Raw genomic sequence first — 21,209 nt, 5'->3', positions numbered from 1 at the left:
CCCCGGACCTGCGGGCGCTCACCGCGCGCCCCCGCTCTCCGGCCCGGCGTCCGCGCCGACCGAGCCCTCCGCGTCGCGCAGCAGCGCCGCCATCCGCGCGAAGCCGCGCCGCTCCGCGTGCTCCAGCGCCGTCACCCCGTCGCCGTCCGCCAGCCCCGGCGTCGCGCCCGCCGCGAGCAGCAGCTCGACGATCTCCTGGTGCGCCCGGCCGCCGTCACCGAGGATCACCGCCTCCAGCAGGGCGGTCCAGCCGAGCCGGTTGACGTGGTCGACGTCGATGTCGGTGACCCGCAGCAGCTCCCGCACGTACGCGACATGACCGCGCTCACTCGCCGGGATCAGCGCGATCCCGCCGAACCGGTTGCGCAGCTTCAGGTCGGGACCGGCCGGCAGCAGGACGTGCAGCATCTCCACGCTGCCCGTCACACCGGTGGCCAGCCACGGGCTCTCCTCGCGCCGGTCCCGCGCGTCCGGGTCGGCGCCCGCCGCGACGAGCAGCCGGGCGGCCTCGACGTGATCCCCCTGGACGGTCAGGAGCAGCGCGGTGCGCGACTCCTCGTCGCGGGCGTCGGCCCGGGCGCCGCCCTCGATCGCGGTCCGCACTCCATCGGTGTCGCCGGTGCGTGCGGCGTCGAGCAGCTGGTGATCGAGGGCGTTCATGTCCGTCTCCCGGAGGTCTGCGTGTACGTACTACCTGGCGAGGGCGGCGACACCGGCCCGCGCGAACTTCTCGTCCAGGTCGCCGCTGGGCGCGCCCGCGACCCCGATGCCCGCCACCGGGGCACCCTCCACCTGCACGGGGGCGCCGCCCGCGAGGAACAGCGTGCCAGGGATGTCCTTCAGGTTCGGGGCCTGGGCGAGCCGCTTGGCCAACTCGGAGGTCGGGGCGTTCCACGACACGGCGGTGTACGCCTTCTTCTCGGCCGACTCGTACGCCTGCGGGCCCGAGCCGTCGCCGCGCAGGGTCAGGATCGTGTTGCCGTTGCGGTCGACGACGGACACCGCGACACGCTGGTTCTCCTTCGCCGCCGCGTCCAGGGCGGCCTTCGCGGCCTTCGTCGCGGCGTCGAGCGTCAGGTGCGTCGTCTGCTGGAGGTCACGGTGCGCGGGGTCGGCCTTGACGGTGGTGGCGGGGGCGGCGGCCGGGGCGGCGTTCGCGGACATCGCACCGAAGGTGCCGGCCCCCAGGGCGGCGGCGGTGACGGCACCGGTCAGGACACGGGTACGCAGCGACATCTTCTTCATCAGGGACTCCTCGGTCGGGGACGGGGCGGAGGCGGGCGGCCCCCGCGTCCTGCCACCCATCCTTGGCCCGGAACCGCCCCCCTCCGGTCGTCGTACCGGCTCGACCTGGCGCCCGGGACGGCTGACGTCCCCATCGGCCGATCGGATGATGCGCGGGCCCCCGCCCGGGGTGACGATGGAATGTCCACGCAGGTCAGCGGGGGTCCCTTCGGGACCGGAATCGGGAGTACGAGGTGGAACGCGACCAGGGGTCCGAGCAACACCCACCCCCGGACCGGGGCACGACCCGCCACGGCCCGGGTCCGGAACGCGACGCGGCGCCCGAGCCCGACGCCGGGCCGACGCGCGACACCACGCCGACGCGCGACCCGGCCTCCGAGCCGGACACCGCGCAGGCGCCCGGCCTCGCGCCGCGCCCCTCGTCGGCGCGCGAAGCCGCGCAACCGCACCGCACCCCGCCCCACCCGGCGCCCGCCCCCGCCGGGGACTCCGAAAGCACCGCCCCCGACGGAGACGCGGACGTCGCCGGGGAAGCCGGCGCCGACGACGCCGCCACCCGCCCCCTCGCCCTCCTCATGCACGCCGCGTTCTTCCTGCTGCTCGGCGCCTCGCTCGCCCGGTTCCTGCTCCGCCACCCCGGGGAGGCCCGCACCCCCTGGATCATCGGGCTGTCCATCGCCCTGGCCGTGCTCTACGTCGTCGGGCCGGTGCTCGGCTCACGCCCCACCGCCCGCAGTCTCGTCTGGCTCGGAGGGCTCGTCCTCGTATGGATGGTGGTGGTCGTCCTCGCGCCCAGCTTCGCCTGGTGCGCGGTGCCGCTCTTCTACACCGGGCTGCGCATCCTGCCGGCCCGCGCCGCGTACGTTCTCGTCGCTCTGCTCACCCTCTTCGTCGTGGCCGCGCAACTCCGCCTCGCCCACGGCTTCGACCCCAACCTCGTGCTCGCCCCGCCCGCCGTCGCGGCCGTCGCCACCGCCGTGTTCGTCCACATGCGGCGCCAGGCCGTACAGCAGGGCCGGCTCATCGACGACCTGCTCCGCACCCGCCGCGAACTCGCCGCCACCGAGCGCCGCGAAGGGACACTCGCCGAACGCCAGCGGCTGTCCATGGAAATCCACGACAGCCTCGCCCAGGGCCTGTCCAGCCAGCAGATGCTCCTCCAGGCCGCCGACCGCACCTGGGACACCGACCCGGCCGCCGCCCGGCGCCACATCCGTACCGCCGAGGGCATCGCCGAACGCAACCTCGCCGAAGCCCGCCGCTTCGTCCACGACCTGGCCCCCGCCGACCTGGCCGAGGGCGGCGGCCTCGACGCCGCCCTGCACGCACTCGCCGCCCGCGAAACCGCCCAGGCGCAGGGCCGGCTCACCGTCCGCTGCCACATCGAGGGAGCCCCGCCCACCGCCCTGCCCGACCGCACCCAGTCCGCGCTGCTGCGGATCGCCCAGGGCGCGCTGGCCAACGTCACCGAACACGCGGGAGCCACCGAGGCCGCCCTCACCCTCACCCACCTCGACGACCGCACCGTCCTCGACATCGCCGACAACGGCCACGGCTTCACGCCCCCCGCCACCCCCGAAACCCCCCGCGGCGTGCGCGGCCACGGGCTCCCCGCCATGCGCGCCCGCCTCCACCAGCTCGGCGGCACCCTCGCCATCGAATCGGCCCCCGGCGAAGGCACCGTCGTCACCGCCACCCTGCCCGTCGCCCCCACCCCCCAGGACCCCGCATGACCGCCGACCGCATCCGCATCCTGCTCTGCGACGACCACGCCGTCGTACGAGCCGGGCTCCTCGCCCTCCTCGGCAGCGAACCCGACATCGAGGTCGTCGGCGAGGCCGGCAGCGGCGAGGAAGCCGTCGCGCTCGCCACCCGGCTCACCCCCGACGTCGTCCTGATGGACCTCCAGCTCGGCACCGGCATCGACGGCGTGGAAGCGACCCGCCGCATCGCGGCCGGCACCGGCACCCACGTCCTCGTCCTCACCACGTACGACACCGACGCCGACATCACGCGCGCCATCGAAGCCGGCGCCACCGGCTACCTGCTCAAGGCGGAACGCCCCGAAGAACTCTTCGCCGCCATCCGCTCCGCCGCCCAGGGCCGCACCACGCTCTCCCCGCCCGTCGCCAGCCGCGTGATGGCGCGCATGCGGGCACCCCGCCCCACCCTCACCGACCGCGAACGCGACATCCTCGGCCAGCTCTCCCGGGGCCTCGGCAACCGCGAGATCGCCCGCGCCCTGTTCATCAGCGAGGCGACCGTCAAGACGCACCTCGGGCGCATCTACGACAAGCTCGGCGTCGACACCCGCGCGGGCGCCGTCGCCCTCGCCAAGGAACAGCGCCTGCTCCCGTAACGGGCACCTCACCGGTACGGGGCGACGTGCCGGTACGAGGCACCTCGCCGGTACAGGGCGACACGCCGGGCATGACACCATCGAACCGTGCTCGACATCGGCTACTCCCTCTCCCGCCGCTTCCCCGACCCCCCGCAGACCGACTACCGCCGCGCGGACGTCCGCGCGCTGCGCCACGACCTGTTCTCCGGGGACGTCTACCTCGCGAACACCAAGGAGGACCGCGAAGTATCCACAGCCTGGGGATGGGTGCCGGTACTCGACTTCGCCTGGGCCCTGTGCGACATCGTCGAGCAGCTCGACCAGGACCCCCGCGGCAGCCGCTCGCACCGCCGCCAGGTCGCCGAACTCGACTTCACCGAGTCCTCCGACCGCATGCTCTTCGAGCGCCGCTTCGGCTGGGTCGACATCGAGGCCGACTGGATGGACCCCGAGGAACCGCCCCTCACCTTCAGCCACTCCCTGCTGCGCCGCGAGGCCCGCGACTTCCTGCACGACCTGATCGCCGACCTCGCCGACATGCACGAGGGCCTGGCCGACAACCCCGCCGTCTGGGACCTCCAGGCCCGCTTCCCCCGCATCTGACCACCGACACGGCCCCCGCCGCGCCGCCCCGTACCGGCACCCGCCCACGCACACGACGCCCGACGCCGCGCCCTCCCGCCCGCGCACACCGGCCGGCACCGCAGCGCACCGCACCGCACCGCACCCCGCAAGGGCTACGCCTCCACCCGCACCCCGATCTGCGCCGCGAACGCAGGCGCCAGGTCCATCAGCTGCACCGGACTGATCACCGCCCCCGCCAGCCGCTCCACACCCCGCGCGATGTCCAGCTCCGCGACCGCCCGCAGATCCACCGCCTCCATCCGCACCGCGCTGAAGTCCGCCCGCTTCAGCACGCAGTCCCGGAACTCCACCCGCGTCAGCCGCGCACCCCCGAAATCCGGCTCCGCCAGCACACACCCCTCGAAGACCACGTCCCTCAGCCGGGCCTCCCGCAGATTCAGGTAGTCGATCTTCCCGCCCCGCACCACCACCCGCTCCAGCACCGCACCGTGCAACTGCGCCCCGCCCAGACGCGCGTCCACCACCTCCACGTCCCGCAGCGACGCCGACGCGAGATCGGTGCCCACCCCCCGTACCCCCGTCAGCACCGAGTCGATGAACCGCGCCCGGGCCAGGTCCGCGCGGTCCAGGGCGCACCCCTCCAGCGCGCAGTCCATGAACCGCGCGCCCCGGCCCGACGCGTCCGCCAGGTCGACGGACGCCCCGAACCGCACCCCGTCGTAATCCCCGTCCGGTTCGAGCCCGCCCCCTCGAACTCCACCAGCGGCGGCAACCGCACCTCCGGACGCCGCGCCGCCGCGACACCGCCACCCCGACCACCACCACCGCGCACCATGCCCCCCATCGTGACGCACCCCACTGACAACGAGGCGGGGACCCACGCGGTCAGGCCCCGGCAGCCCCGCCCAGCTCCGCCAACGCGCCGTCCGTCAGCCGGTACACCGTCCACTCGTCCTGCGGACGCGCGCCCAGCGACTCGTAGAACGCGATCGACGGGGCGTTCCAGTCGAGCACCGACCACTCCAGGCGCTCGTAACCCCGCTCCACACAGATCCGCGCCAGCTCCGTCAGCAGCGCCTTCCCGTACCCGCCGCCCCGCCGCCCGGGACGCACGTACAGGTCCTCCAGGTAGATCCCGTGCACCCCGCGCCACGTCGAGAAGTTCAGGAACCACAGCGCGAAGCCCACGACCTCGCCGTCCTCGTCGGACTCCGCGATGTGCGCGAACGCGGCCGGCCGCTCCCCGAACAGCGCCTCCCGCAACTGCTCCTCCGTCGCACGCACCTCGTGCAGCGCCTTCTCGTAATCGGCCAGCTCACACACCATGGCGTGCAGGACGGGGACATCGGCGGCGGTAGCAGTACGAATCATGGGGGCAGCGTAAACAGGGCCCCACCGGCCCCTACCCCCGGCCCAGCAGTACCCGGGCGATCTCCCCCTGCTCCGGCGCCAGCCGCCGCGCCCCGCCCTCCACCGACCAGCACGCGTTCTGGAGCACCCGCCCCAGCGTCCACGCCGCCGCCCGCCCCCGGTCGAGCCCCAGCACCCCGGTCATCACGTCGAACCGCGACCCCACCGCGTCCGCGTCGAAACGGTTCACCAGCGCGGGCAGCAGCTCGAACCCCGCATCCCCCACCAACGGCTTCGGATCGATGGCCACCCACCCGGCCCCGCCGTCCCCCGCCAGCACGTTCCCGAAGTGCAGATCCCAGTGCAGCAACCGGTCACCCGACTCCCCCGCCACCTCACGCACCGCCGCCGCACAGTCCCGTACGAGCCGCCGCTCCTCCTCGTCCGCCAGCGCCGCCACGACCCCCGGCGCGGCAGCCAGCATCCGGGAAGCCGCCTCCCCCAGCCCCCGCAACCCGGCCCCCGCCCCCGGCCGCACCGCCGTCAGCCCCGCCAGCAACTCGGCGATCACCCGCACCGCCCGGCCCGCGTCCGCCATCCCCTCCAGCGAACGACGCCCGTCCAGCCGCTCCAGCAACATCGTCCCGGTCACCGGATCGTGCTCCAGCAACCGCACCGCCCGGCCCCCCGCGTCCCCCCACAACCGCAGCGCGACCGGCTCCCCCACCGTCTCCGCGTCCACCGGCTGCAACTTCAGCACCGCCCGACACCCGTCCCCCACCCGCACCACCGGCAGGACCAGCGCGCACACCCCGTGCATCGCCTCACCGTCCCGCCGCAGCCCCCACCGCTCCAGGAATTCCGCCGCCGTCTCCGGCAACGCGGCCACGAACGCACGCCCCGCCGCCCCGTTGTACGCGGACTGAGCAGCGACGAGCGCATCCGGAATGTCGATCACACCCCCGATCGTAGGAGCATGCGTCAATCGGGCCATGCCCTCCGGCCACGCCCCGCTCTCCGCCGGCGTGGTCGGGGTCCTGGTGATCTACACGGTTCCGCTGATCATCCGCCCGACCTTCACCGGACATCGGCCACCTGACAGCAGCCCTGACCGGCCTGGGGTGCTACCCGCTAACGCGGCGCGGGCATAAAAAACCAGGCCAGCGGGGCGCTGACCTGGGGTTTTGAGCCGCCTGTCGGAATCGAACCGACGACCTGAATATTACAAGTATCCCGCTCTTCCAACTGAGCTAAGGCGGCAAGACGCACACCTGAAGAAGCCGCGCGAGCCTTCACTCTACACAGCACCCGACACCCAGTTCCACGAAGTTCGATCACCCCGTGACTATCCGAGCACCCGTGCGTTGAACACACTGACGTGCTGACCTGGATATCGGACAGCCGAGGGGCGGGGAGGGCTCATGGCGCACACCGAGGACCAACCGACACGTGTGACTGGCGACGAAGCCAAGCGCATCAAGCGCGAGGCACTGGGCATCGGCGACCGCAGGAAGCACCAGGGCCGTGCGGCCACGGCCGTGAAGAGCAGGGTCAAGAAGCCGGGCACGCAGCAGCGCGTGTACCGCTACCGCTTCTACCCCACCCCCTCGCAGGCCGAGCAGTTGGAGAAGACCTTCGGGGCCTGCCGCTGGGTCTACAACGAAGGGCTGGCGCTCCGGTCCGGCGCATGGGAGCAGTACCGTGTGTCGGTCGGCTTCGCCGAGTCCTGCCGGGCATTGACGGGCTGGCGGCAGGCGCCGGAGACGTCGTGGCTGCGTGAGGTCTCCTCAACGGTGCTTCAGCAGGCACTGCGGCATCTGGACGGGGCGTTCACCCGGTTCTTCAAGCAGTCGGCGAAGTATCCGCAACGGAAGAAGAAGCACCGGTCGCGGGATTCGGCGACGTACGTACGCACCGGCTTCCGGTGGTCGGAGGATCCTGAGCGGCCCGGCACGGGCCTGGTGACGCTGGCGAAGCAGACAACGCCGCTGGATGTGCGCTGGTCCCGACCGCTGCCGACGGGAGTGGCGCCGGTGAAGCTTTCGGTGACACGGGACCGGGCCGGCCGGTACTTCCTCGCGGTGCTGGTGGAGGAGTACATCGCGCATCTGCCCACAGCGCTCCTGCCGGGCAGCCGCGAACCGAAGGCCGTCGGGATCGACCTCGGCCTGGCCGCCCTCGTGACACTGGACGACGGAACGAAGACGGACCATCCACGGCTGCTGAGGAAGTACGACAAGGAGCTGGCGCGGCTGCAGCGAGGTCTGCACCGCAAGAAGAAGGGGTCGAACAACCGGGGCAAGGCCCGGGAGCGGATCGCGCGACTGTACGCGCTGATCAGTGACGTACGCAGGGCCATGCTGGACCAGTTGACCACCCACCTCGTGCGCGAGAACCAAGTGCTCGTGGTGGAGGACCTGGCCGTCATGAACCTGCTGCGTCCGGCAGTCGGGAAGGGCCGACGCCGCAAGGCCCGGCTGAACCGGTCGATCATCGATGCCGCATGGGGCGAGCTGGTACGGCAGCTGCGCTACAAGTGCGCGTGGTACGGGCGGACGCTGGTGATCGTGGACCGTTTCTTCCCGTCGACGCGGCGATGCTCCGACTGTCACGCGAAGGGGCCGTCGCTCGACGTGTCCGTGAGGGAGTGGACCTGCACGGAGTGCGGTGCGGTCCACGACCGGGATGTGAACGCGGCGCGGAACCTCCGGGACGAGGGGATGCGGCTGTACCGGCTCGTGGCCACCACGCTCCCGCCGGGACGGATGCCGCCGTCAGTGATCAAGGCGTCGGAGCTGGCTGACGTACAGCTGGCTGCGTAAGGAAGTGAAGTGCTGCGGTACGGACCGAGGGGCTGTCGGCCGTCATGCCTGCGGAGCCCACGTAAGACCGCTCGGAAGCGCCCCTCAGGGGAGCATCCGGGGCGGCGGGGGCGCTGAAGCAGGAAGTGCCACGCAAGGTGCAGAGCCAAAAAGCCGGCGCTTCGCCTTGCTGTTACGAGTCAAAAGTGCGGTGCTCTGCCACCTCGCCCGCACGCGGTGAAAAGGCAATCGCTCACCTGCGAGATTTTCCTCCCCCAAGAACTACTGACAGATCCGAAACCGCCAGGTAGCGTCCGTACAGGTTCACTCCGATGGACCAGACCACTCCCTTACCACGGATCGTCCGGCACGTACCTGCCGGTGGAGGAGAAGCATCAGCATGGCCAGTGTCACGTTCGACAAGGCGTCCCGCGTCTACCCCGGCTCCACGAAGCCCGCGGTCGACCAGCTCGAGATCGACATCGCGGACGGCGAGTTCCTCGTCCTCGTCGGTCCCTCCGGTTGCGGCAAGTCCACCTCGCTCCGCATGCTCGCAGGTCTCGAGGACGTCAACGGCGGTGCGATCCGCATCGGTGACCGCGACGTCACGCACCTGCCGCCGAAGGACCGGGACATCGCCATGGTGTTCCAGAACTACGCGCTGTACCCGCACATGACCGTCGCGGACAACATGGGCTTCGCGCTCAAGATCGCCGGTGTGAACAAGACCGACATCCGGGCGAAGGTCGAAGAGGCCGCCAAGATGCTGGACCTCACCGACTACCTGGACCGCAAGCCGAAGGCGCTCTCCGGTGGTCAGCGTCAGCGTGTGGCGATGGGCCGCGCGATCGTGCGTGAGCCGCAGGTGTTCCTCATGGACGAGCCGCTGTCGAACCTCGACGCCAAGCTCCGTGTCTCCACCCGTACGCAGATCGCCTCGCTCCAGCGCCGCCTGGGCATCACGACCGTGTACGTCACGCACGACCAGGTCGAGGCCCTCACCATGGGTGACCGGGTCGCGGTCCTCAAGGACGGTCTGCTCCAGCAGGTCGACTCGCCGCGCAACATGTACGACAAGCCGGCGAACCTCTTCGTGGCCGGCTTCATCGGCTCCCCGGCGATGAACCTCGTCGAGGTCCCGATCACCGACGGTGGCGTGAAGTTCGGCAACAGCGTCGTCCCGGTCTCCCGCGAGGCGCTGACCGCCGCCGCGAACCGCGGCGACACGACCGTCACGGTCGGCATCCGCCCCGAGCACTTCGACATCGTCGAGCACGGCGGCGCCGCCGCGAAGACCCTCACCAAGGACTCCGCGGACGCCCCGGCCGGCCTGGCCGTCTCGGTCAACGTGGTCGAGGAGCTCGGCGCCGACGGCTTCGTCTACGGTGCCGCCGAGGTCGGTGGCGAGCACAAGGACCTGGTCGTCCGTGTCGGCGGCCGCGCCGTCCCGGAGAAGGGCACCAAGCTGCACGTCGTGCCCCGCCCGGACGAGCTGCACGTCTTCGCCACGTCGACGGGTGAGCGCCTCACCGCCTGATCCCGCACACGCTGTACGGTGGCCCCGCACGAAGATCGTGCGGGGCCACCGCGCGTTGTCGGGTTTGAACGGGCGAGGACCGATTCCCCGGCACAACGGTCATTTCACTCCGCTTCGTCAACACGCGATTCGAAAAGCCCGCTCGAACCGTCCCCCGCGAGGGTGACGTAATGTCGCCATGTCATCACCGGCCGCTACGCTCGCTGCGTGACCCACTCCGTGCGCCGTATCGGCCGAACCCTCGCTCTCGTACTGCCTGTCGTCATGGTCCTGTCCGGGACCCTCGCGGTCACCGCCGTGCCGTGGGCAGCCAGCAACTCCGACTCGCAGATGCTCACCGCGTCGGCCCGCACCGTCTCCGACGCCAAGGGGGCCAAGGCCGCCGCCAAGGCGCGTACCCCGCAGGACGTCCTGCGCGACCGGCTCCTCCTGGAGCTCCGGGAGAAGGACCCCGGCGTCGCGCTGACAGACCTCCAGCGGGCCGTCGAGGGGCGGCCGTCACTCGCCCGGCACTGCATGTCGATCGCGAAGGCCCTGGGGAAGGCCGCCGTCGAGCAGTACGGTCCGACGCGTGCGCACCGGTTCTCCCGTCCGGTCTGCGACACGTCGTTCGCCTCGGGTGTCGCCCAGTTCAGCTGACCGACAGAGGCCGGGCACGGCTTATCGTGCCTGGCATGCATACGTTTCCGACGCAGGCCGTGATCCTGGCGGGTGGCCAGGGGTCACGGCTGCGCCCGTATACCGATGACCGCCCCAAGCCGATGGTCGAGATCCCGGGCACCGGGACTCCGATCATCGGCCATCAGCTTTCCTGGCTGGCCGCCGAGGGCGTGACGGATGCCGTGGTGTCCTGCGGGCATCTGGCCGAGGTGCTGCAGGAGTGGCTCGCCGACGCGGTGCTGCCGTTGCGGGTGACCACGGTGGTGGAGTCCGAGCCGTTGGGGCGCGGGGGCGGACTGAAGTACGCGGCGGCGCGGCTGCCGGAGCCGCACGAGCCGTGGTACGCGACCAACGGGGACATCTGGACGCGGTTCTCGCTGCGGGAGATGGCGGCGTTCCACGCGGAGCGCGACGCGACCGCGACTCTGGCGCTGGCGCGTCCGCGGATTCCGTGGGGCGCGGTGGAGACGGACGCGTTCGGGCACATCACGGACTTCATCGAGGCACCGCCGTCGCCGTATCTGATCAATGCGGGGGTGTACGTGTTCTCCCCCGCGTTCACGGGGCTGCTGCCGGACCTGGGCGACCATGAACGGACGACGTTCCCCCGGCTGGCGCGCGAACGCCGGCTGGCGGGGTATCCGTTGCCGCACGGGGCGTACTGGCGGGCCATCGACACGGCGAAGGATCTGAGAGAGGCCGCCAAGGAGCTGGACGGGCGGTAGGCGTACGGGAAGGGGGCGGGCCCGGAGGAAAACCTCCGGGCCCGCCCCCTTCCCGTGTGGGCGCCCGCGGTCAGCCGAAGAGGCCGCCGATGGGGTTGCGGCCGGTTCCGCTGTCGCCGGTGCCGCCGGAGGTGGATCCGGGGTCGGGGGCGGGGTCGGTGCCGCCGGTGGTGGAGCCGCCGCCGGTGCCGGTGGTGCCGGAGGAGCTGGGGCCCGAGCTGGTGGCGGGGGGCTGCTGGGGGGTGGTCTGCTGCGGGGTCTGCCGGTCGGTGCCCTGGGTTCGGGTGGGCTGTCCGGCGCTGGTGCCCGTCGCTTGGCCGGTCTCGCGGACGCTGTCCGACGAGGGGGTGGAGGCGTTGGCGGACGGGGTGCGGGGGGCGGGGGTGCGGGAGGGGGTGGGGCGGTCGCCGGCGGGGGTCTTGGATGCCTTGCCGCTGCGGGACTTGTCGGGGAGCGGGGAGCCGGGGAGCTGGTTGGTGGGGACGCCGTGGGGGCCGGGGACGGTGACGACCTCGGTGGAGCGGACGGCGCCGCCGAGGATGGAGCCGATGAGGAGGGTGAGGCCGACGACGACGCTGGCGACGACGGTGCCGCGGCGCAGGACGCGGCGGCGCAGCTCCCGGATCTCGGAGCGGGGGCCGAGCTTGCGCCAGGCTTCTCCGGCGAGGCGTCCGTCGACGGAGTAGACGGGGGCGCCCGCGATGATCAGGGGGCTCCAGGCGGCGAGGTAGATGATGTCGGGTGCGTCGTAGGCGGCGACGCTGCGCCAGCTGACGGTGACGAGGAGGGCGGCGGACAGGAGGGCGCCGACGGTGGCGGCGACGCGCTGCCAGAGCCCCAGGACGGTGAGGACACCGACGACGACCTGGAGGAAGGCGATCGAGAGACCGGCGCCGACGGGGTGGGAGAGGGCGAAGTCGCGCAGCGGTTCGGCGAGGGCCCAGGGGTGGAGCGAGTTGAGCCACTTCACCATGGAGCCGCGTTCGCCGCCGTCGAAGTAGACGGGGTCGCAGAGCTTGCCCATTCCGGCGTAGATGGAGATGAAGCCGAGGAAGACCCGCATGGGGAGGAGGACGACGCCGAGGTTCATGCGGCGGCCGGGGTAGTACGCGTGGCGTACGTCGTCGTTGCCGTCCCGGCGGTGCCCGCGGGCGGCGGTGTCCTCGTCGGTGAGGTCGTCGTACGGTTCCCCGTCGTCGTAGCGGTCGGGGTCGTACGGGCCGGGGTCGACGGGGTCGTAGGCGCCGACGGCCCGGCGCATCGGGGGCAGCAGGGGGCCGCCGGAGCGGGGTGCGCCGATGACGGGGTTGGGCTGGGTCTCTTCGAGGGAGAGCTCGTCGAGGCGCGGGACGACCTGGGTGCCAAAACCGCCGCGGCCGCCGTCGAACTCGTAGGACGCGTACGGCTCGTAGGGGTCGTACGCGGTTTCGGGGCGGCCGGCGGTGGAGTTGCGTACGGCCTGGAGGAGTCCGGTGGCGCCGGGGTCGCCGGGGGCGGACCTGCCGCTCCAGACGACGGGGGCACGCCTGCCGCGTCCGGCTCCGGCGGCGCTCATGGCGGGGATCCTGGGCACGCCGGCGGGGGGCGCACCGCGCAGCCGTGCGCGCTGGCCGGGGGCGAGCTGTACCCGGAAGCTGGCGTGGTTGACGATGACCTGCGCAGGGTCGCAGTCCACCTTGGTCATGCTCAGGGCGGGTAGTTCGTCGAACCGAGGCGTTCTGGTGTCCACACTCATCTAACCGAGTGATGTGTGATTAGGACACTGCCTTGACGGTGCCGAAGTGTCCGAGACCCGTCAACAGGTGGTGGCGGGGTGCGCGGGGGCGCGTGCACGTGCGTGCGCGCCCCCGCGGGGCCCGGCCGGGCGGGTGGATCAGGCGCGGCGGCGGGCGACTTCGTACATGACGATGCCGGCCGCGACACCGGCGTTGAGGGATTCGGCGCCGCCCGGCATGTTGATGCGGACGCGGTAGTCGCAGGTCTCGCCCACGAGGCGGCCGAGGCCCTTGCCCTCGCTGCCGATGACGATGACGACGGGGCCGCCGAGGGCTTCGAGGTCCTCGACGGTGTGTTCGCCGTCGGCGGCGAGGCCGACGACCGCGATGCCCTCCTTCTTGAAGGCTTCGAGGGCGCGGGTCAGGTTGGTGACCTTGGAGACGGGGGTGCGGGCGGCGGTGCCGGCGGAGGACTTCCAGGCTCCGGCGGTCATGCCGGCGGCGCGGCGCTCGGGGACGACGACGCCGTGGCCGCCGAAGGCGGAGACGGAGCGGACGATGGCGCCGAGGTTGCGCGGGTCGGTGACACCGTCGAGGGCGACGACGAGCGGGTCCTCACCGTTGTCGTAGGCGGCTTCGAGGAGGTCCTGCGGGTCGGCGTACTCGTAGGGCGGGACCTGGAGGACGAGGCCCTGGTGGTTGAGTCCGCCGGTCATGCGGTCGAGCTCGGGGCGCGGGGCTTCCATCAGGTTGATGTTGCCGCGTTCGCCGGCGAGCTGGAGGGCCTCGCGGACGCGCTCGTCGTTGTCGATGTACTGCTGGACGTAGAGCGTGGTGGCGGGGACGCCGTCGCGCAGGGCCTCGTACACCGGGTTGCGGCCGACGACCATCTCCGAGGTGCCCTTGACGCCGCCGCGCCGGGGGGCGGGGCGGCGGTTGGCGGCCTGCTTGGCCTTGGCGGTCGCGATGCGGTTCTTCTTGTGCTTCTTGCGCTGCTCGGCGGGCGGGGTGGGGCCCTTGCCTTCGAGGCCCCGGCGTCGCTGGCCACCGCTGCCGACCGTGGCGCCCTTCTTGTTGGACGTGCGGCGGTTCCTGCGCTGGCTGTTCCCGGCCATGACCTACCTGTTTCGTTGCTTCGGTCGTGCGTACGTATAAGTGAAGTGTGCCGCCCGGCGGACCGGGCGGCATGTGGTGGGCTACTGGCGGGGGCCGAGTGTCCACCGGGGCCCGGACGGGCTGTCCTCGATGACGAGTCCGGACTGGTTGAGCTGGTCGCGGATGGCGTCGGCGGCGGCCCAGTCCTTGCGGGCGCGGGCGGACTGGCGCTGGTCGAGGACGAGGCGGACGAGGGTGTCGACGACGCCGTGGAGGTCGTCGCCGCGGTCGCTCTCACCGGCCCAGTGGTCGTCGAGCGGGTCGAGGCCGAGGACGCCGAGCATGGCGCGGACCTCGGCGAGGCGTGCGACGGCGGCTTCCTTGTCGTCCGCGGCGAGGGCGGAGTTGCCCTGGCGGACGGTGGTGTGGACGATCGCGAGGGCCTGGGGGACGCCCATGTCGTCGTCCATCGCCTCGGCGAACGCGGGCGGCACCTCGACGGCCGGTTCGACGGTCTCGCCGGCCTTCTCGGTGACGCGCTGGATGAAGCCCTCGATGCGGGCGAACGCGGACTCGGCCTCGCGCAGGGCCTCCTCGCTGTACTCGATCATGGACCGGTAGTGCGGGGTGCCGAGGTAGTAGCGCAGGACGATGGGGCGCCAGGCCTTGACCATCTCGCTGACGAGGACGGAGTTGCCGAGGGACTTCGACATCTTCTCGCCGGACATGGTGACCCAGCCGTTGTGCACCCAGTACTTCGCGAAGTCGTCGCCGAAGGCCTTGGCCTGGGCGATCTCGTTCTCGTGGTGCGGGAAGACCAGGTCGATGCCGCCGCCGTGGATGTCGAAGGCGGTGCCGAGGTACTTGTGGGCCATGGCGGAGCATTCGAGGTGCCAGCCGGGGCGGCCGCGGCCCCAGGGGGTCTCCCAGCTGGGCTCGCCGGGCCTGGACGCCTTCCACATGGCGAAGTCGCGCTGGTCGCGCTTGCCGGTCTCGCCGTCGCCGGAGGGCTGGCGCAGGTCGTCGAGCTCCTGGTTGGAGAGCTCCAGGTAGCCGGGGAACGAGCGGACGTCGAAGTAGACGTTGCCGTCGGCGGCGTAGGCGTGGCCGCGCTCGATGAGGCCGCGCATCATCTCGACCATCTCGGGGACGTGCCCGGTGGCGCGGGGTTCGTAGGTGGGCGGGAGGCAGCCGAGCGCGTCGTAGCCGGCGTTGAACGCGCGCTCGTTCTCGTAGCCGATGGCCCACCAGGGGCGGCCCTGTTCGGCGGACTTCGCGATGATCTTGTCGTCGATGTCGGTGACATTCCGGACGAACGTCACGTCGTAGCCGCGGTAGGTGAACCAGCGGCGCATGATGTCGAAGTTCAGCCCGGACCTGATGTGCCCGATGTGCGGGGCGGCCTGGACGGTCGCGCCACAGAGGTAGATCGAGACACAGCCCGCTGCGAGCGGGACGAAGTCACGGATCTGCCGGGCGCTGGTGTCGTACAGGCGAATAGTCACCCCTCAAGGGTAGTGGGCCCGCACCAGTGCCCCGCGCCCCTGTGGACATTGCGGGCCCAGTTGTTACGGGGGCCGGTGCGGGCCGGTCGGCCGTGTGTGCGGGACGGGTCAGCCGGTGCGGTAGACGAGGGCGGTCGCGAGGCCGGCGACGCCTTCGCCGCGGCCGGTGAAACCGAGGCCGTCGGAGGTGGCGGCGGACAGCGAGACGGGGGCGCCGACGGCATCGGAGAGGACCCGCTGCGCCTCCTCGCGCCGCTTGCCGATCTTCGGGCGTACGCCGACGACCTGGACGGCCACGTTGCCGATCTCGAAGCCCGCCGCGCGGACGATGCGGGCGGCCTCGGTGAGGAGGGTGACGCCGGCGGCGCCGGACCATTCGGGGCGGCCGGTGCCGAAGTGCTGTCCGAGGTCGCCGAGGCCGGCGGCGGAGAAGAGGGCGTTGCACGCGGCGTGGGCGACGACGTCGGCGTCGGAGTGGCCGGCGAGGCCGGGGCCCTCGCCGTCCCAGCGCAGGCCGGCGCACCACAGTTCGCGGCCCTCTTCGAAGGCGTGGATGTCGGTGCCGATGCCGACGAGCGGGATCACGGGGGCGGGGGCCCGGTCGGGCCCGGGGGTCTCAGAAGCCATCGTTGGCCCTCCTGCGTGCGAGTACCGCCTCGGCCAGGACGAGGTCCAGCGGCCGGGTCACTTTGAACGCCTCTTCGTGTCCGGGGACGACGACGACGGGCGCGCCGAGCTGTTCGACCATGCCGGCGTCGTCGGTCGCGCCCTCGCCGCTGACGACGACCTGCTCGTGGGCGCGGACGAGGGTGGCGCGGTCGAAGCCCTGCGGGGTCTGTACGGCCCTGAGCCGGGCGCGGGCCGGGGTGGAGAGCACCGGTTCGGGCGCTCCGGGGGCCCCGGGCTCCACCTCCTTGACCGTGTCGGCGAGGGGCAGGGCGGGAACGACGGCGGGGGCGCCGTCGCGTACGGCCTCGACCACCGCGTCCACGGTGTCGACGGGGACGAGGGGGCGGGCCGCGTCGTGGACGAGGACGGCGGAGATGGTGTCGGGGAGGGCGTCGAGGCCCCGTTTCACGGATTCCTGGCGGGTGTCGGCGCCGGGTACGACGAGGAAGTCGGTGCGTTCGGGCAGGGCGTGCTCGTCGAGGAGGTTGCGTACCTCCGCGGCGCCGTCCGGCGGTGCGACGACGACGACCAGGGACACGTGCCGGGAGGCGGCCATGGCCCGTACGGCGTGGATGAGCATGGGCGTCCCGCCGAGCGCGCGGAGCGCTTTGGGGGCGCCGGGGCCGAGCCGTACGCCGCGGCCGGCCGCGGGGATCACGACGGCCGTGCGGTAGGGACGCGGTTGTTCAGACATCGGTTGCACTCCGAGGCTTCGGCATGTTTGTGTCCACGGCCGACGTGGGTATGGCCACAAGCGAGCCGGGCACCGTGCCATGACTCGACCGGGACCCTTTCCGTGACCCCGGGCGGTCAGGTGCACGCCGCGGCCGCTCGGGATCGGCCTCACACGCCGGATTCAGCAAGATCGCGAGCAACGTACCAAGGGACGTGTACCGGGGATCCCCGGCAGACGCCGGATATCCGGCCGGATCTCGCCGTTGAGGGCCGCAGCGGTGGTGCGGGCATCCAGTGGTCCAGCCGAGGCGGCATATGGCTGGAATCCGCCGGTGGACAGCGGTCCGGACATGCCGCAGCGCCCGACGACACAGCGTGGATACGACTGGTCAGCGGGCACCGCGGCACATTTTCTACGGCCGGTGCGATCCGGTCGTCATGACGACCGATACCGTCCGGTTCAGGATGCGAGGACCTCGTCGAGGAGCGCCTCGGCCTTGTCCTCGTTGGTGTTCTCGGCGAGGGCGAGCTCGCTCACCAGGATCTGGCGGGCCTTGGCGAGCATGCGCTTCTCACCTGCGGAGAGTCCGCGCTCGCGCTCGCGGCGCCACAGGTCACGCACCACTTCGGCGACCTTGATGACATCGCCGGAGGCGAGCTTCTCGAGATTTGCCTTGTAGCGCCGGGACCAGTTCGTCGGCTCCTCGGCATACGGTGCGCGCAGCACCTCGAAGACCCGGTCCAGCCCTTCCTGCCCAACTACGTCGCGCACACCCACGAACTCCGCATTGTCCGCCGGCACACGCACCGTCAAGTCGCCCTGAGCGACCTTGAGCACCAAGTAGGTCTTGTCCACGCCTTTGATCTGGCGAGTTTCGATAGCCTCGATCAGCGCGGCCCCGTGATGGGGATAGACCACGGTGTCGCCAACCTTGAACGTCATGTGACAGGTACCCCTTCCGTGGCTATCAAGCGTAACACGAGAATCGCTACTCCTGAATGGCGTTTTCGCAGGTCAGGGCATATCTCGGGGCTTGACAACTGCAACAGGGACGTGCTGCGGACGGCCCGCCGGAGACGGTATTCGCAGGTCGGAGCGGCTGTACGGGGACGGAGAAACGCGGACGTTACACCCACCACGCTCCACTCCGAAGGGGCCGAAAGTCCCGTTTTGCCGGGTTCCGGTTGCTGAACTTTCCTTCGTCCGTTCGGTGATGGATCACTCGTTCGGACGTAAGTGCCGGTGGTCAATGAAATTGATCAACCTACGGCCTCGGCGTGGATTATGCGCAATGAATGCGCCACCGTCCGTGAACGGCCGCGAAGCCCGAGGTGAACGCCTGGCCGGAATTTGATCAAGCGCGTTATGTGAAGGGACGGCGAATGCGCGTACGCGACCGGGCCCGGGATCACCGGCCGCTCAGGGGCGGGTCGGGTGCGGGACGGCGAGGAGGGCTCGGTAACCTGACGGCTGACAGACCCTTGGGGCGGCTTCACAGCCCGCGCTCGACCCGTCCGTACCTTCCGCACGTTCAAGGAGTTGCCGCCGCCGTGAGCCGCAGCCTTCGACACGGCGCCCTCGCCGCCACTGCCATCGCGTTCTCGATCACCGCGCTCACCGCATGTGGGGCGGGCAATGACGCGCAGACGCTCGGAGTAAGGCCTGACAACGCCGCCGCCTCGGCGGGCACGATCAAGGTTCAGAACGTCAACGTCATCACCCAGCCCGAGCGCGACGCCAAGGGCCCGGCGGTCGTTTCCGCCACGGTGTTCAACAACGGCTCCAAGCCGGAGACCCTGGACTCCATCACCCTGACGGGCAGCAGCGGCTCCGTGCAGCTGAACCCCGCCAAGGGCTCGGGCCCGCTCGTCGTCCCGGCCGGCGGCAAGGTCGTCATCGGCGGCAAGGGCAACGCCTCCGCCGTGATCGAGAACGGCGCCGAGGCCGCGAAGAACGGCAACGTGCAGCCCCTCGTCTTCAAGTTCAGCCGGACCGGCGACGTCTCGCTGGGCGCCTCCGTCGTCCCGGCGAAGCACTACTTCGAGGGCTTCGGTCCCAGCTCGCTGCCCGAGCCGCCGAAGACGCCGGAGGCCTCGCCGTCCGGTTCCGCCTCCGGGGCCGCGTCGCCGGACGCGTCCGAGAGCCCGTCCGGCGAGGCGTCGGCGAGCGAGACCGGCCAGGCCGGCTGAGCCGTCCCCGTACAGCACATGGCCGAGGCGCCTTCCCCGCGGGGGAGGCGCCTCGGCCATGTCATGCGTACCGGGCCGGCTTACGGCTCGAACTTGTACCCCAGCCCGCGCACCGTCACCAGGAAGCGGGGCGCGCCCGGGTCCGGCTCGATCTTGGCGCGCAGGCGCTTCACGTGGACGTCGAGGGTCTTGGTGTCGCCCACGTAGTCCGCGCCCCAGACCCGGTCGATGAGCTGCATCCGGGTCAGCACCCGGCCCGCGTTGCGCAGCAGCATCTCCAGCAGGTCGAACTCCTTGAGCGGCAGGTCGACCTTGCCGCCGGAGACCGTGACGACGTGCCGGTCCACGTCCATGCGGACCGGGCCGGCCTCCAGGGCGGCGGGGGCGACCTCCTCGGGCTCGCCGCGGCGGCGCAGTACGGCACGGATGCGGGCGACGAGCTCGCGGGAGGAGAAGGGCTTGGTGACGTAGTCGTCGGCCCCTATCTCCAGGCCGACGACCTTGTCGATCTCGCTGTCCTTGGCGGTGACCATGATCACCGGCACGTTGGACCGGCTGCGCAACTGGCGGCAGACCTCGGTGCCGGGGAGTCCGGGCAGCATCAGGTCGAGCAGCACGAGGTCGGCGCCGTTGCGCTCGAACTCGTCCAGGCCGTCGGGGCCGGTGGCCGCGATGGCGACCTCGAAGCCTTCCTTGCGGAGCATGTAGGACAGGACGTCGCTGAAGGATTCCTCATCCTCGACGACAAGCACTCGGGTCACGGAAGGGCCTCCGGGGCAGGGAATGGTTCGAAGGAGTCGGGGGAGCCGTCCGGGTGGGACGCCTCGTCGCCGTTGACGATGACCGGTCCGCCCGATGCGCGGTCCCGGCCGTGCGCGGAGCCCGCTTCGGGCAGCCGCAGGGTGAAGGTGGAGCCCTGTCCCTCCGAGCTCCACACGGTGACCTCCCCGCCGTGCGAGGCGGCCACGTGTTTGACGATGGCGAGGCCGAGACCCGTGCCACCGGTGGCACGCGAGCGGGCCGGGTCGACGCGGTAGAAGCGTTCGAAGACCCGTTCCCGGTCCTTCTCGGAGATACCGATGCCCTGGTCGGTCACGGCGATCTCGATCTCGTCCCCGCCGGGCACGACCACGCGGCGGGCGGCGATGCCGACGCGGGTGCGGGCGGGGCTGTAGTTGACGGCGTTCTCGACGAGGTTGCCGAGGGCGGCGGCGAGCTGGCCGCGGTTTCCCCATATCCGCAGGTCGGCGGTGCCGCCGGCGGCCATGGTGATCTGCTTGGAGCCGGCCTGCTGGCGGCAGCGGTCGATGGCCTCGGCGACCAGTTCGTCGACGCGGACGGGCTCGGCGTCCTCCAGCGGGTCGTCGTTCTGCACCCGGGAGAGGTCGATCAGCTCCTGGACGAGGTTGGTGAGCCGGGTCGCCTCGATCTGCATGCGGCGGGCGAAGTGCTCCACCGCCTCCTGGTCGTCGGAGGCGTCGAGCACGGCCTCCGAGAGCAGCGACAGGGCGCCGGTCGGGGTCTTGAGCTCGTGGCTGACGTTGGCGACGAAGTCGCGCCGGACCGCTTCGATGCGGCGGGCCTCGGTGAGGTCCTCGACGAGCAGCAGCACCAGGCGGGAACCGAGCGGGGCGACCCGGGCGGAGACGGCCAGGGCCTCGCCCCGGCCCGTGCCGCGGCGCGGGAGGTCCAGTTCGACCTGGCGTATCTCGCCGTCCCGGCGGGTGTCCCGCGCCATGTGGAGCATCGGCTCGACGGCGAGGCGGCCGCCGCGGACGAGCCCCAGCGCGTACGCGGCGGAGCTGGCCTTGACGACGCTGTCGCTCTCGTCGAGCACGACCGCCGATGAGCTGAGCACGGACAGGACCGTGTCGACGCCGGGGGGCAGCGGGGCGTTGCTGTCGGGCCGCAGGGACGTGCGCGTCGGCTTCTTCTGGTCGCGCTCGCTCCAGCGGAACGCCAGCATGGCGATCACACCGGTACCGACACCGGCGATCGCGGCAGCTGCGGCGACCGCCGCGTTCACGTCCATGCCCCCAGGTTATGCGGCCGGGCGGACACTCTCCCAGCCGTCCGACGGCCTCCTCGGCGACTCGTCGCCCAGAGTTCACCGAGG

At 71.7% G+C, this 21,209-nt stretch carries 20 protein-coding genes, 1 tRNA gene and 1 pseudogene; 8 read left to right on the top strand and 14 right to left on the bottom strand.

Annotated features, from left to right (window positions below):
- Positions 1–18: 18 nt before the first annotated feature.
- Both ABZ564_RS11530 and ABZ564_RS11525 read right to left on the bottom strand, forming a co-directional pair.
- Positions 19–660 carry an ankyrin repeat domain-containing protein gene (locus ABZ564_RS11530; protein ID WP_360853388.1) on the bottom strand — a complete coding sequence of 214 codons (642 nt, stop codon included), beginning with the start codon at positions 658–660 and terminating at the stop codon, positions 19–21.
- A 30-nt stretch (positions 661–690) separates the two neighbouring features.
- Entirely contained in the window at positions 691–1,245 is a 555-nt protein-coding gene (locus ABZ564_RS11525) for a heme-binding protein (protein WP_360853385.1), read from the bottom strand.
- 233 nt (positions 1,246–1,478) lie between these two features.
- On the opposite strand from ABZ564_RS11525, the gene ABZ564_RS11520 reads away from it, so the two are divergent.
- The 3 genes from ABZ564_RS11520 (at position 1,479) to ABZ564_RS11510 (ending at position 4,189) form a co-directional block, all read left to right on the top strand.
- A complete protein-coding gene (locus tag ABZ564_RS11520; RefSeq protein ID WP_360853382.1) occupies positions 1,479–2,978 on the top strand; it encodes a sensor histidine kinase in 1,500 nt (499 codons plus the stop codon).
- Positions 2,975–3,604: a response regulator transcription factor gene (locus ABZ564_RS11515; protein WP_360853379.1), complete on the top strand. Its 630-nt coding sequence runs from the start codon at positions 2,975–2,977 to the stop codon at positions 3,602–3,604. The genes ABZ564_RS11520 and ABZ564_RS11515 overlap by 4 nt, the downstream gene beginning before the upstream one ends.
- 87 nt (positions 3,605–3,691) lie before the next feature.
- Complete coding sequence (locus tag ABZ564_RS11510) at positions 3,692–4,189, top strand: hypothetical protein (protein ID WP_360853376.1); 498 nt, start codon at positions 3,692–3,694, stop codon at positions 4,187–4,189.
- 134 nt (positions 4,190–4,323) lie between these two features.
- Here ABZ564_RS11510 and ABZ564_RS11505 read toward each other — a convergent pair.
- The 4 genes and pseudogenes from ABZ564_RS11505 to ABZ564_RS11490 form a co-directional block, all read right to left on the bottom strand.
- Positions 4,324–5,015, bottom strand: a pseudogene (locus ABZ564_RS11505) (pentapeptide repeat-containing protein).
- 41 nt (positions 5,016–5,056) lie between these two features.
- On the bottom strand, positions 5,057–5,542 hold the full coding sequence (locus tag ABZ564_RS11500) for a GNAT family N-acetyltransferase (RefSeq protein ID WP_360853373.1): 486 nt from the start codon (positions 5,540–5,542) through the stop codon (positions 5,057–5,059).
- 31 nt (positions 5,543–5,573) lie between these two features.
- A complete protein-coding gene (locus ABZ564_RS11495; RefSeq protein ID WP_360853370.1) occupies positions 5,574–6,479 on the bottom strand; it encodes an aminoglycoside phosphotransferase family protein in 906 nt (301 codons plus the stop codon).
- Positions 6,480–6,708: 229 nt separating this feature from the next.
- Positions 6,709–6,781, bottom strand: a tRNA-Thr gene (locus ABZ564_RS11490).
- Between the two features lie 161 nt (positions 6,782–6,942).
- Between ABZ564_RS11490 and ABZ564_RS11485 the strand changes: the two genes are divergently transcribed.
- The 4 genes from ABZ564_RS11485 (at position 6,943) to ABZ564_RS11470 (ending at position 11,244) form a co-directional block, all read left to right on the top strand.
- Entirely contained in the window at positions 6,943–8,343 is a 1,401-nt protein-coding gene (locus ABZ564_RS11485; protein WP_360853367.1) for an RNA-guided endonuclease TnpB family protein, read from the top strand.
- A gap of 379 nt (positions 8,344–8,722) precedes the next feature.
- Positions 8,723–9,859, top strand: a complete 1,137-nt coding sequence (ugpC, locus tag ABZ564_RS11480; RefSeq protein WP_360853364.1) for a sn-glycerol-3-phosphate ABC transporter ATP-binding protein UgpC — start codon at positions 8,723–8,725, stop codon at positions 9,857–9,859.
- Between the two features lie 207 nt (positions 9,860–10,066).
- The gene (locus ABZ564_RS11475; RefSeq protein ID WP_360853361.1) at positions 10,067–10,498 is read left to right on the top strand and encodes a hypothetical protein; all 432 of its coding nucleotides are present in this window, start codon (positions 10,067–10,069) and stop codon (positions 10,496–10,498) included.
- A 35-nt stretch (positions 10,499–10,533) separates the two neighbouring features.
- Positions 10,534–11,244, top strand: a complete 711-nt coding sequence (locus tag ABZ564_RS11470; RefSeq protein WP_360853358.1) for a nucleotidyltransferase family protein — start codon at positions 10,534–10,536, stop codon at positions 11,242–11,244.
- A gap of 70 nt (positions 11,245–11,314) precedes the next feature.
- Here the strand turns inward: ABZ564_RS11470 and ABZ564_RS11465 are convergent, their stop codons facing one another.
- The 6 genes from ABZ564_RS11465 to ABZ564_RS11440 form a co-directional block, all read right to left on the bottom strand.
- Positions 11,315–12,979, bottom strand: coding sequence for a DoxX family membrane protein (locus ABZ564_RS11465; RefSeq protein WP_360853355.1), 1,665 nt, complete (start codon positions 12,977–12,979; stop codon positions 11,315–11,317).
- A gap of 138 nt (positions 12,980–13,117) precedes the next feature.
- Complete coding sequence (gene rlmB / locus ABZ564_RS11460; protein WP_360853352.1) at positions 13,118–14,074, bottom strand: 23S rRNA (guanosine(2251)-2'-O)-methyltransferase RlmB; 957 nt, start codon at positions 14,072–14,074, stop codon at positions 13,118–13,120.
- Between the two features lie 81 nt (positions 14,075–14,155).
- Positions 14,156–15,559, bottom strand: a complete 1,404-nt coding sequence (gene cysS / locus ABZ564_RS11455) for a cysteine--tRNA ligase (protein ID WP_360853348.1) — start codon at positions 15,557–15,559, stop codon at positions 14,156–14,158.
- A gap of 108 nt (positions 15,560–15,667) precedes the next feature.
- Positions 15,668–16,186: a 2-C-methyl-D-erythritol 2,4-cyclodiphosphate synthase gene (ispF, locus tag ABZ564_RS11450; protein ID WP_360853345.1), complete on the bottom strand. Its 519-nt coding sequence runs from the start codon at positions 16,184–16,186 to the stop codon at positions 15,668–15,670.
- Positions 16,176–16,922, bottom strand: a complete 747-nt coding sequence (gene ispD, locus ABZ564_RS11445) for a 2-C-methyl-D-erythritol 4-phosphate cytidylyltransferase (RefSeq protein ID WP_360853341.1) — start codon at positions 16,920–16,922, stop codon at positions 16,176–16,178. Before ispD ends, ispF begins: the two co-directional genes overlap by 11 nt.
- A 441-nt stretch (positions 16,923–17,363) precedes the next feature.
- On the bottom strand, positions 17,364–17,846 hold the full coding sequence (locus ABZ564_RS11440; protein WP_006380568.1) for a CarD family transcriptional regulator: 483 nt from the start codon (positions 17,844–17,846) through the stop codon (positions 17,364–17,366).
- A gap of 608 nt (positions 17,847–18,454) precedes the next feature.
- On the opposite strand from ABZ564_RS11440, the gene ABZ564_RS11435 reads away from it, so the two are divergent.
- Positions 18,455–19,093 carry a DUF461 domain-containing protein gene (locus ABZ564_RS11435; RefSeq protein WP_360853338.1) on the top strand — a complete coding sequence of 213 codons (639 nt, stop codon included), beginning with the start codon at positions 18,455–18,457 and terminating at the stop codon, positions 19,091–19,093.
- An 80-nt stretch (positions 19,094–19,173) separates the two neighbouring features.
- Here the strand turns inward: ABZ564_RS11435 and ABZ564_RS11430 are convergent, their stop codons facing one another.
- The gene (locus ABZ564_RS11430; protein ID WP_018519642.1) at positions 19,174–19,854 is read right to left on the bottom strand and encodes a response regulator transcription factor; all 681 of its coding nucleotides are present in this window, start codon (positions 19,852–19,854) and stop codon (positions 19,174–19,176) included.
- Positions 19,851–21,125 carry an ATP-binding protein gene (locus tag ABZ564_RS11425; protein WP_360853335.1) on the bottom strand — a complete coding sequence of 425 codons (1,275 nt, stop codon included), beginning with the start codon at positions 21,123–21,125 and terminating at the stop codon, positions 19,851–19,853. Before ABZ564_RS11425 ends, ABZ564_RS11430 begins: the two co-directional genes overlap by 4 nt.
- Positions 21,126–21,209: the final 84 nt, after the last annotated feature.

This window comes from Streptomyces sp. NPDC019224 (assembly GCF_040632605.1).
Lineage (GTDB): Bacteria > Actinomycetota > Actinomycetes > Streptomycetales > Streptomycetaceae > Streptomyces.
The sequence above is the reverse complement of the archived record's forward strand: the minus strand, read 5'-3'. Positions and strand labels throughout refer to the sequence as shown.

Bases quoted from the DNA above. Each gene is read 5' to 3' on its own strand.
- ispD (WP_360853341.1), bottom strand. From the start codon at position 16,922: ATGTCTGAACAACCGCGTCCCTACCGCACGGCCGTCGTGATCCCCGCG.
- ABZ564_RS11440 (WP_006380568.1), bottom strand. From the start codon at position 17,846: ATGACGTTCAAGGTTGGCGACACCGTGGTCTATCCCCATCACGGGGCC.
- ABZ564_RS11470 (WP_360853358.1), top strand. From the start codon at position 10,534: ATGCATACGTTTCCGACGCAGGCCGTGATCCTGGCGGGTGGCCAGGGG.
- ABZ564_RS11485 (WP_360853367.1), top strand. From the start codon at position 6,943: ATGGCGCACACCGAGGACCAACCGACACGTGTGACTGGCGACGAAGCC.
- ABZ564_RS11515 (WP_360853379.1), top strand. From the start codon at position 2,975: ATGACCGCCGACCGCATCCGCATCCTGCTCTGCGACGACCACGCCGTC.
- ABZ564_RS11465 (WP_360853355.1), bottom strand. From the start codon at position 12,979: ATGAGTGTGGACACCAGAACGCCTCGGTTCGACGAACTACCCGCCCTG.
- ABZ564_RS11500 (WP_360853373.1), bottom strand. From the start codon at position 5,542: ATGATTCGTACTGCTACCGCCGCCGATGTCCCCGTCCTGCACGCCATG.
- ABZ564_RS11525 (WP_360853385.1), bottom strand. From the start codon at position 1,245: ATGAAGAAGATGTCGCTGCGTACCCGTGTCCTGACCGGTGCCGTCACC.
- ugpC (WP_360853364.1), top strand. From the start codon at position 8,723: ATGGCCAGTGTCACGTTCGACAAGGCGTCCCGCGTCTACCCCGGCTCC.
- ispF (WP_360853345.1), bottom strand. From the start codon at position 16,186: ATGGCTTCTGAGACCCCCGGGCCCGACCGGGCCCCCGCCCCCGTGATC.
- ABZ564_RS11530 (WP_360853388.1), bottom strand. From the start codon at position 660: ATGAACGCCCTCGATCACCAGCTGCTCGACGCCGCACGCACCGGCGAC.
- rlmB (WP_360853352.1), bottom strand. From the start codon at position 14,074: ATGGCCGGGAACAGCCAGCGCAGGAACCGCCGCACGTCCAACAAGAAG.
- ABZ564_RS11425 (WP_360853335.1), bottom strand. From the start codon at position 21,125: ATGGACGTGAACGCGGCGGTCGCCGCAGCTGCCGCGATCGCCGGTGTC.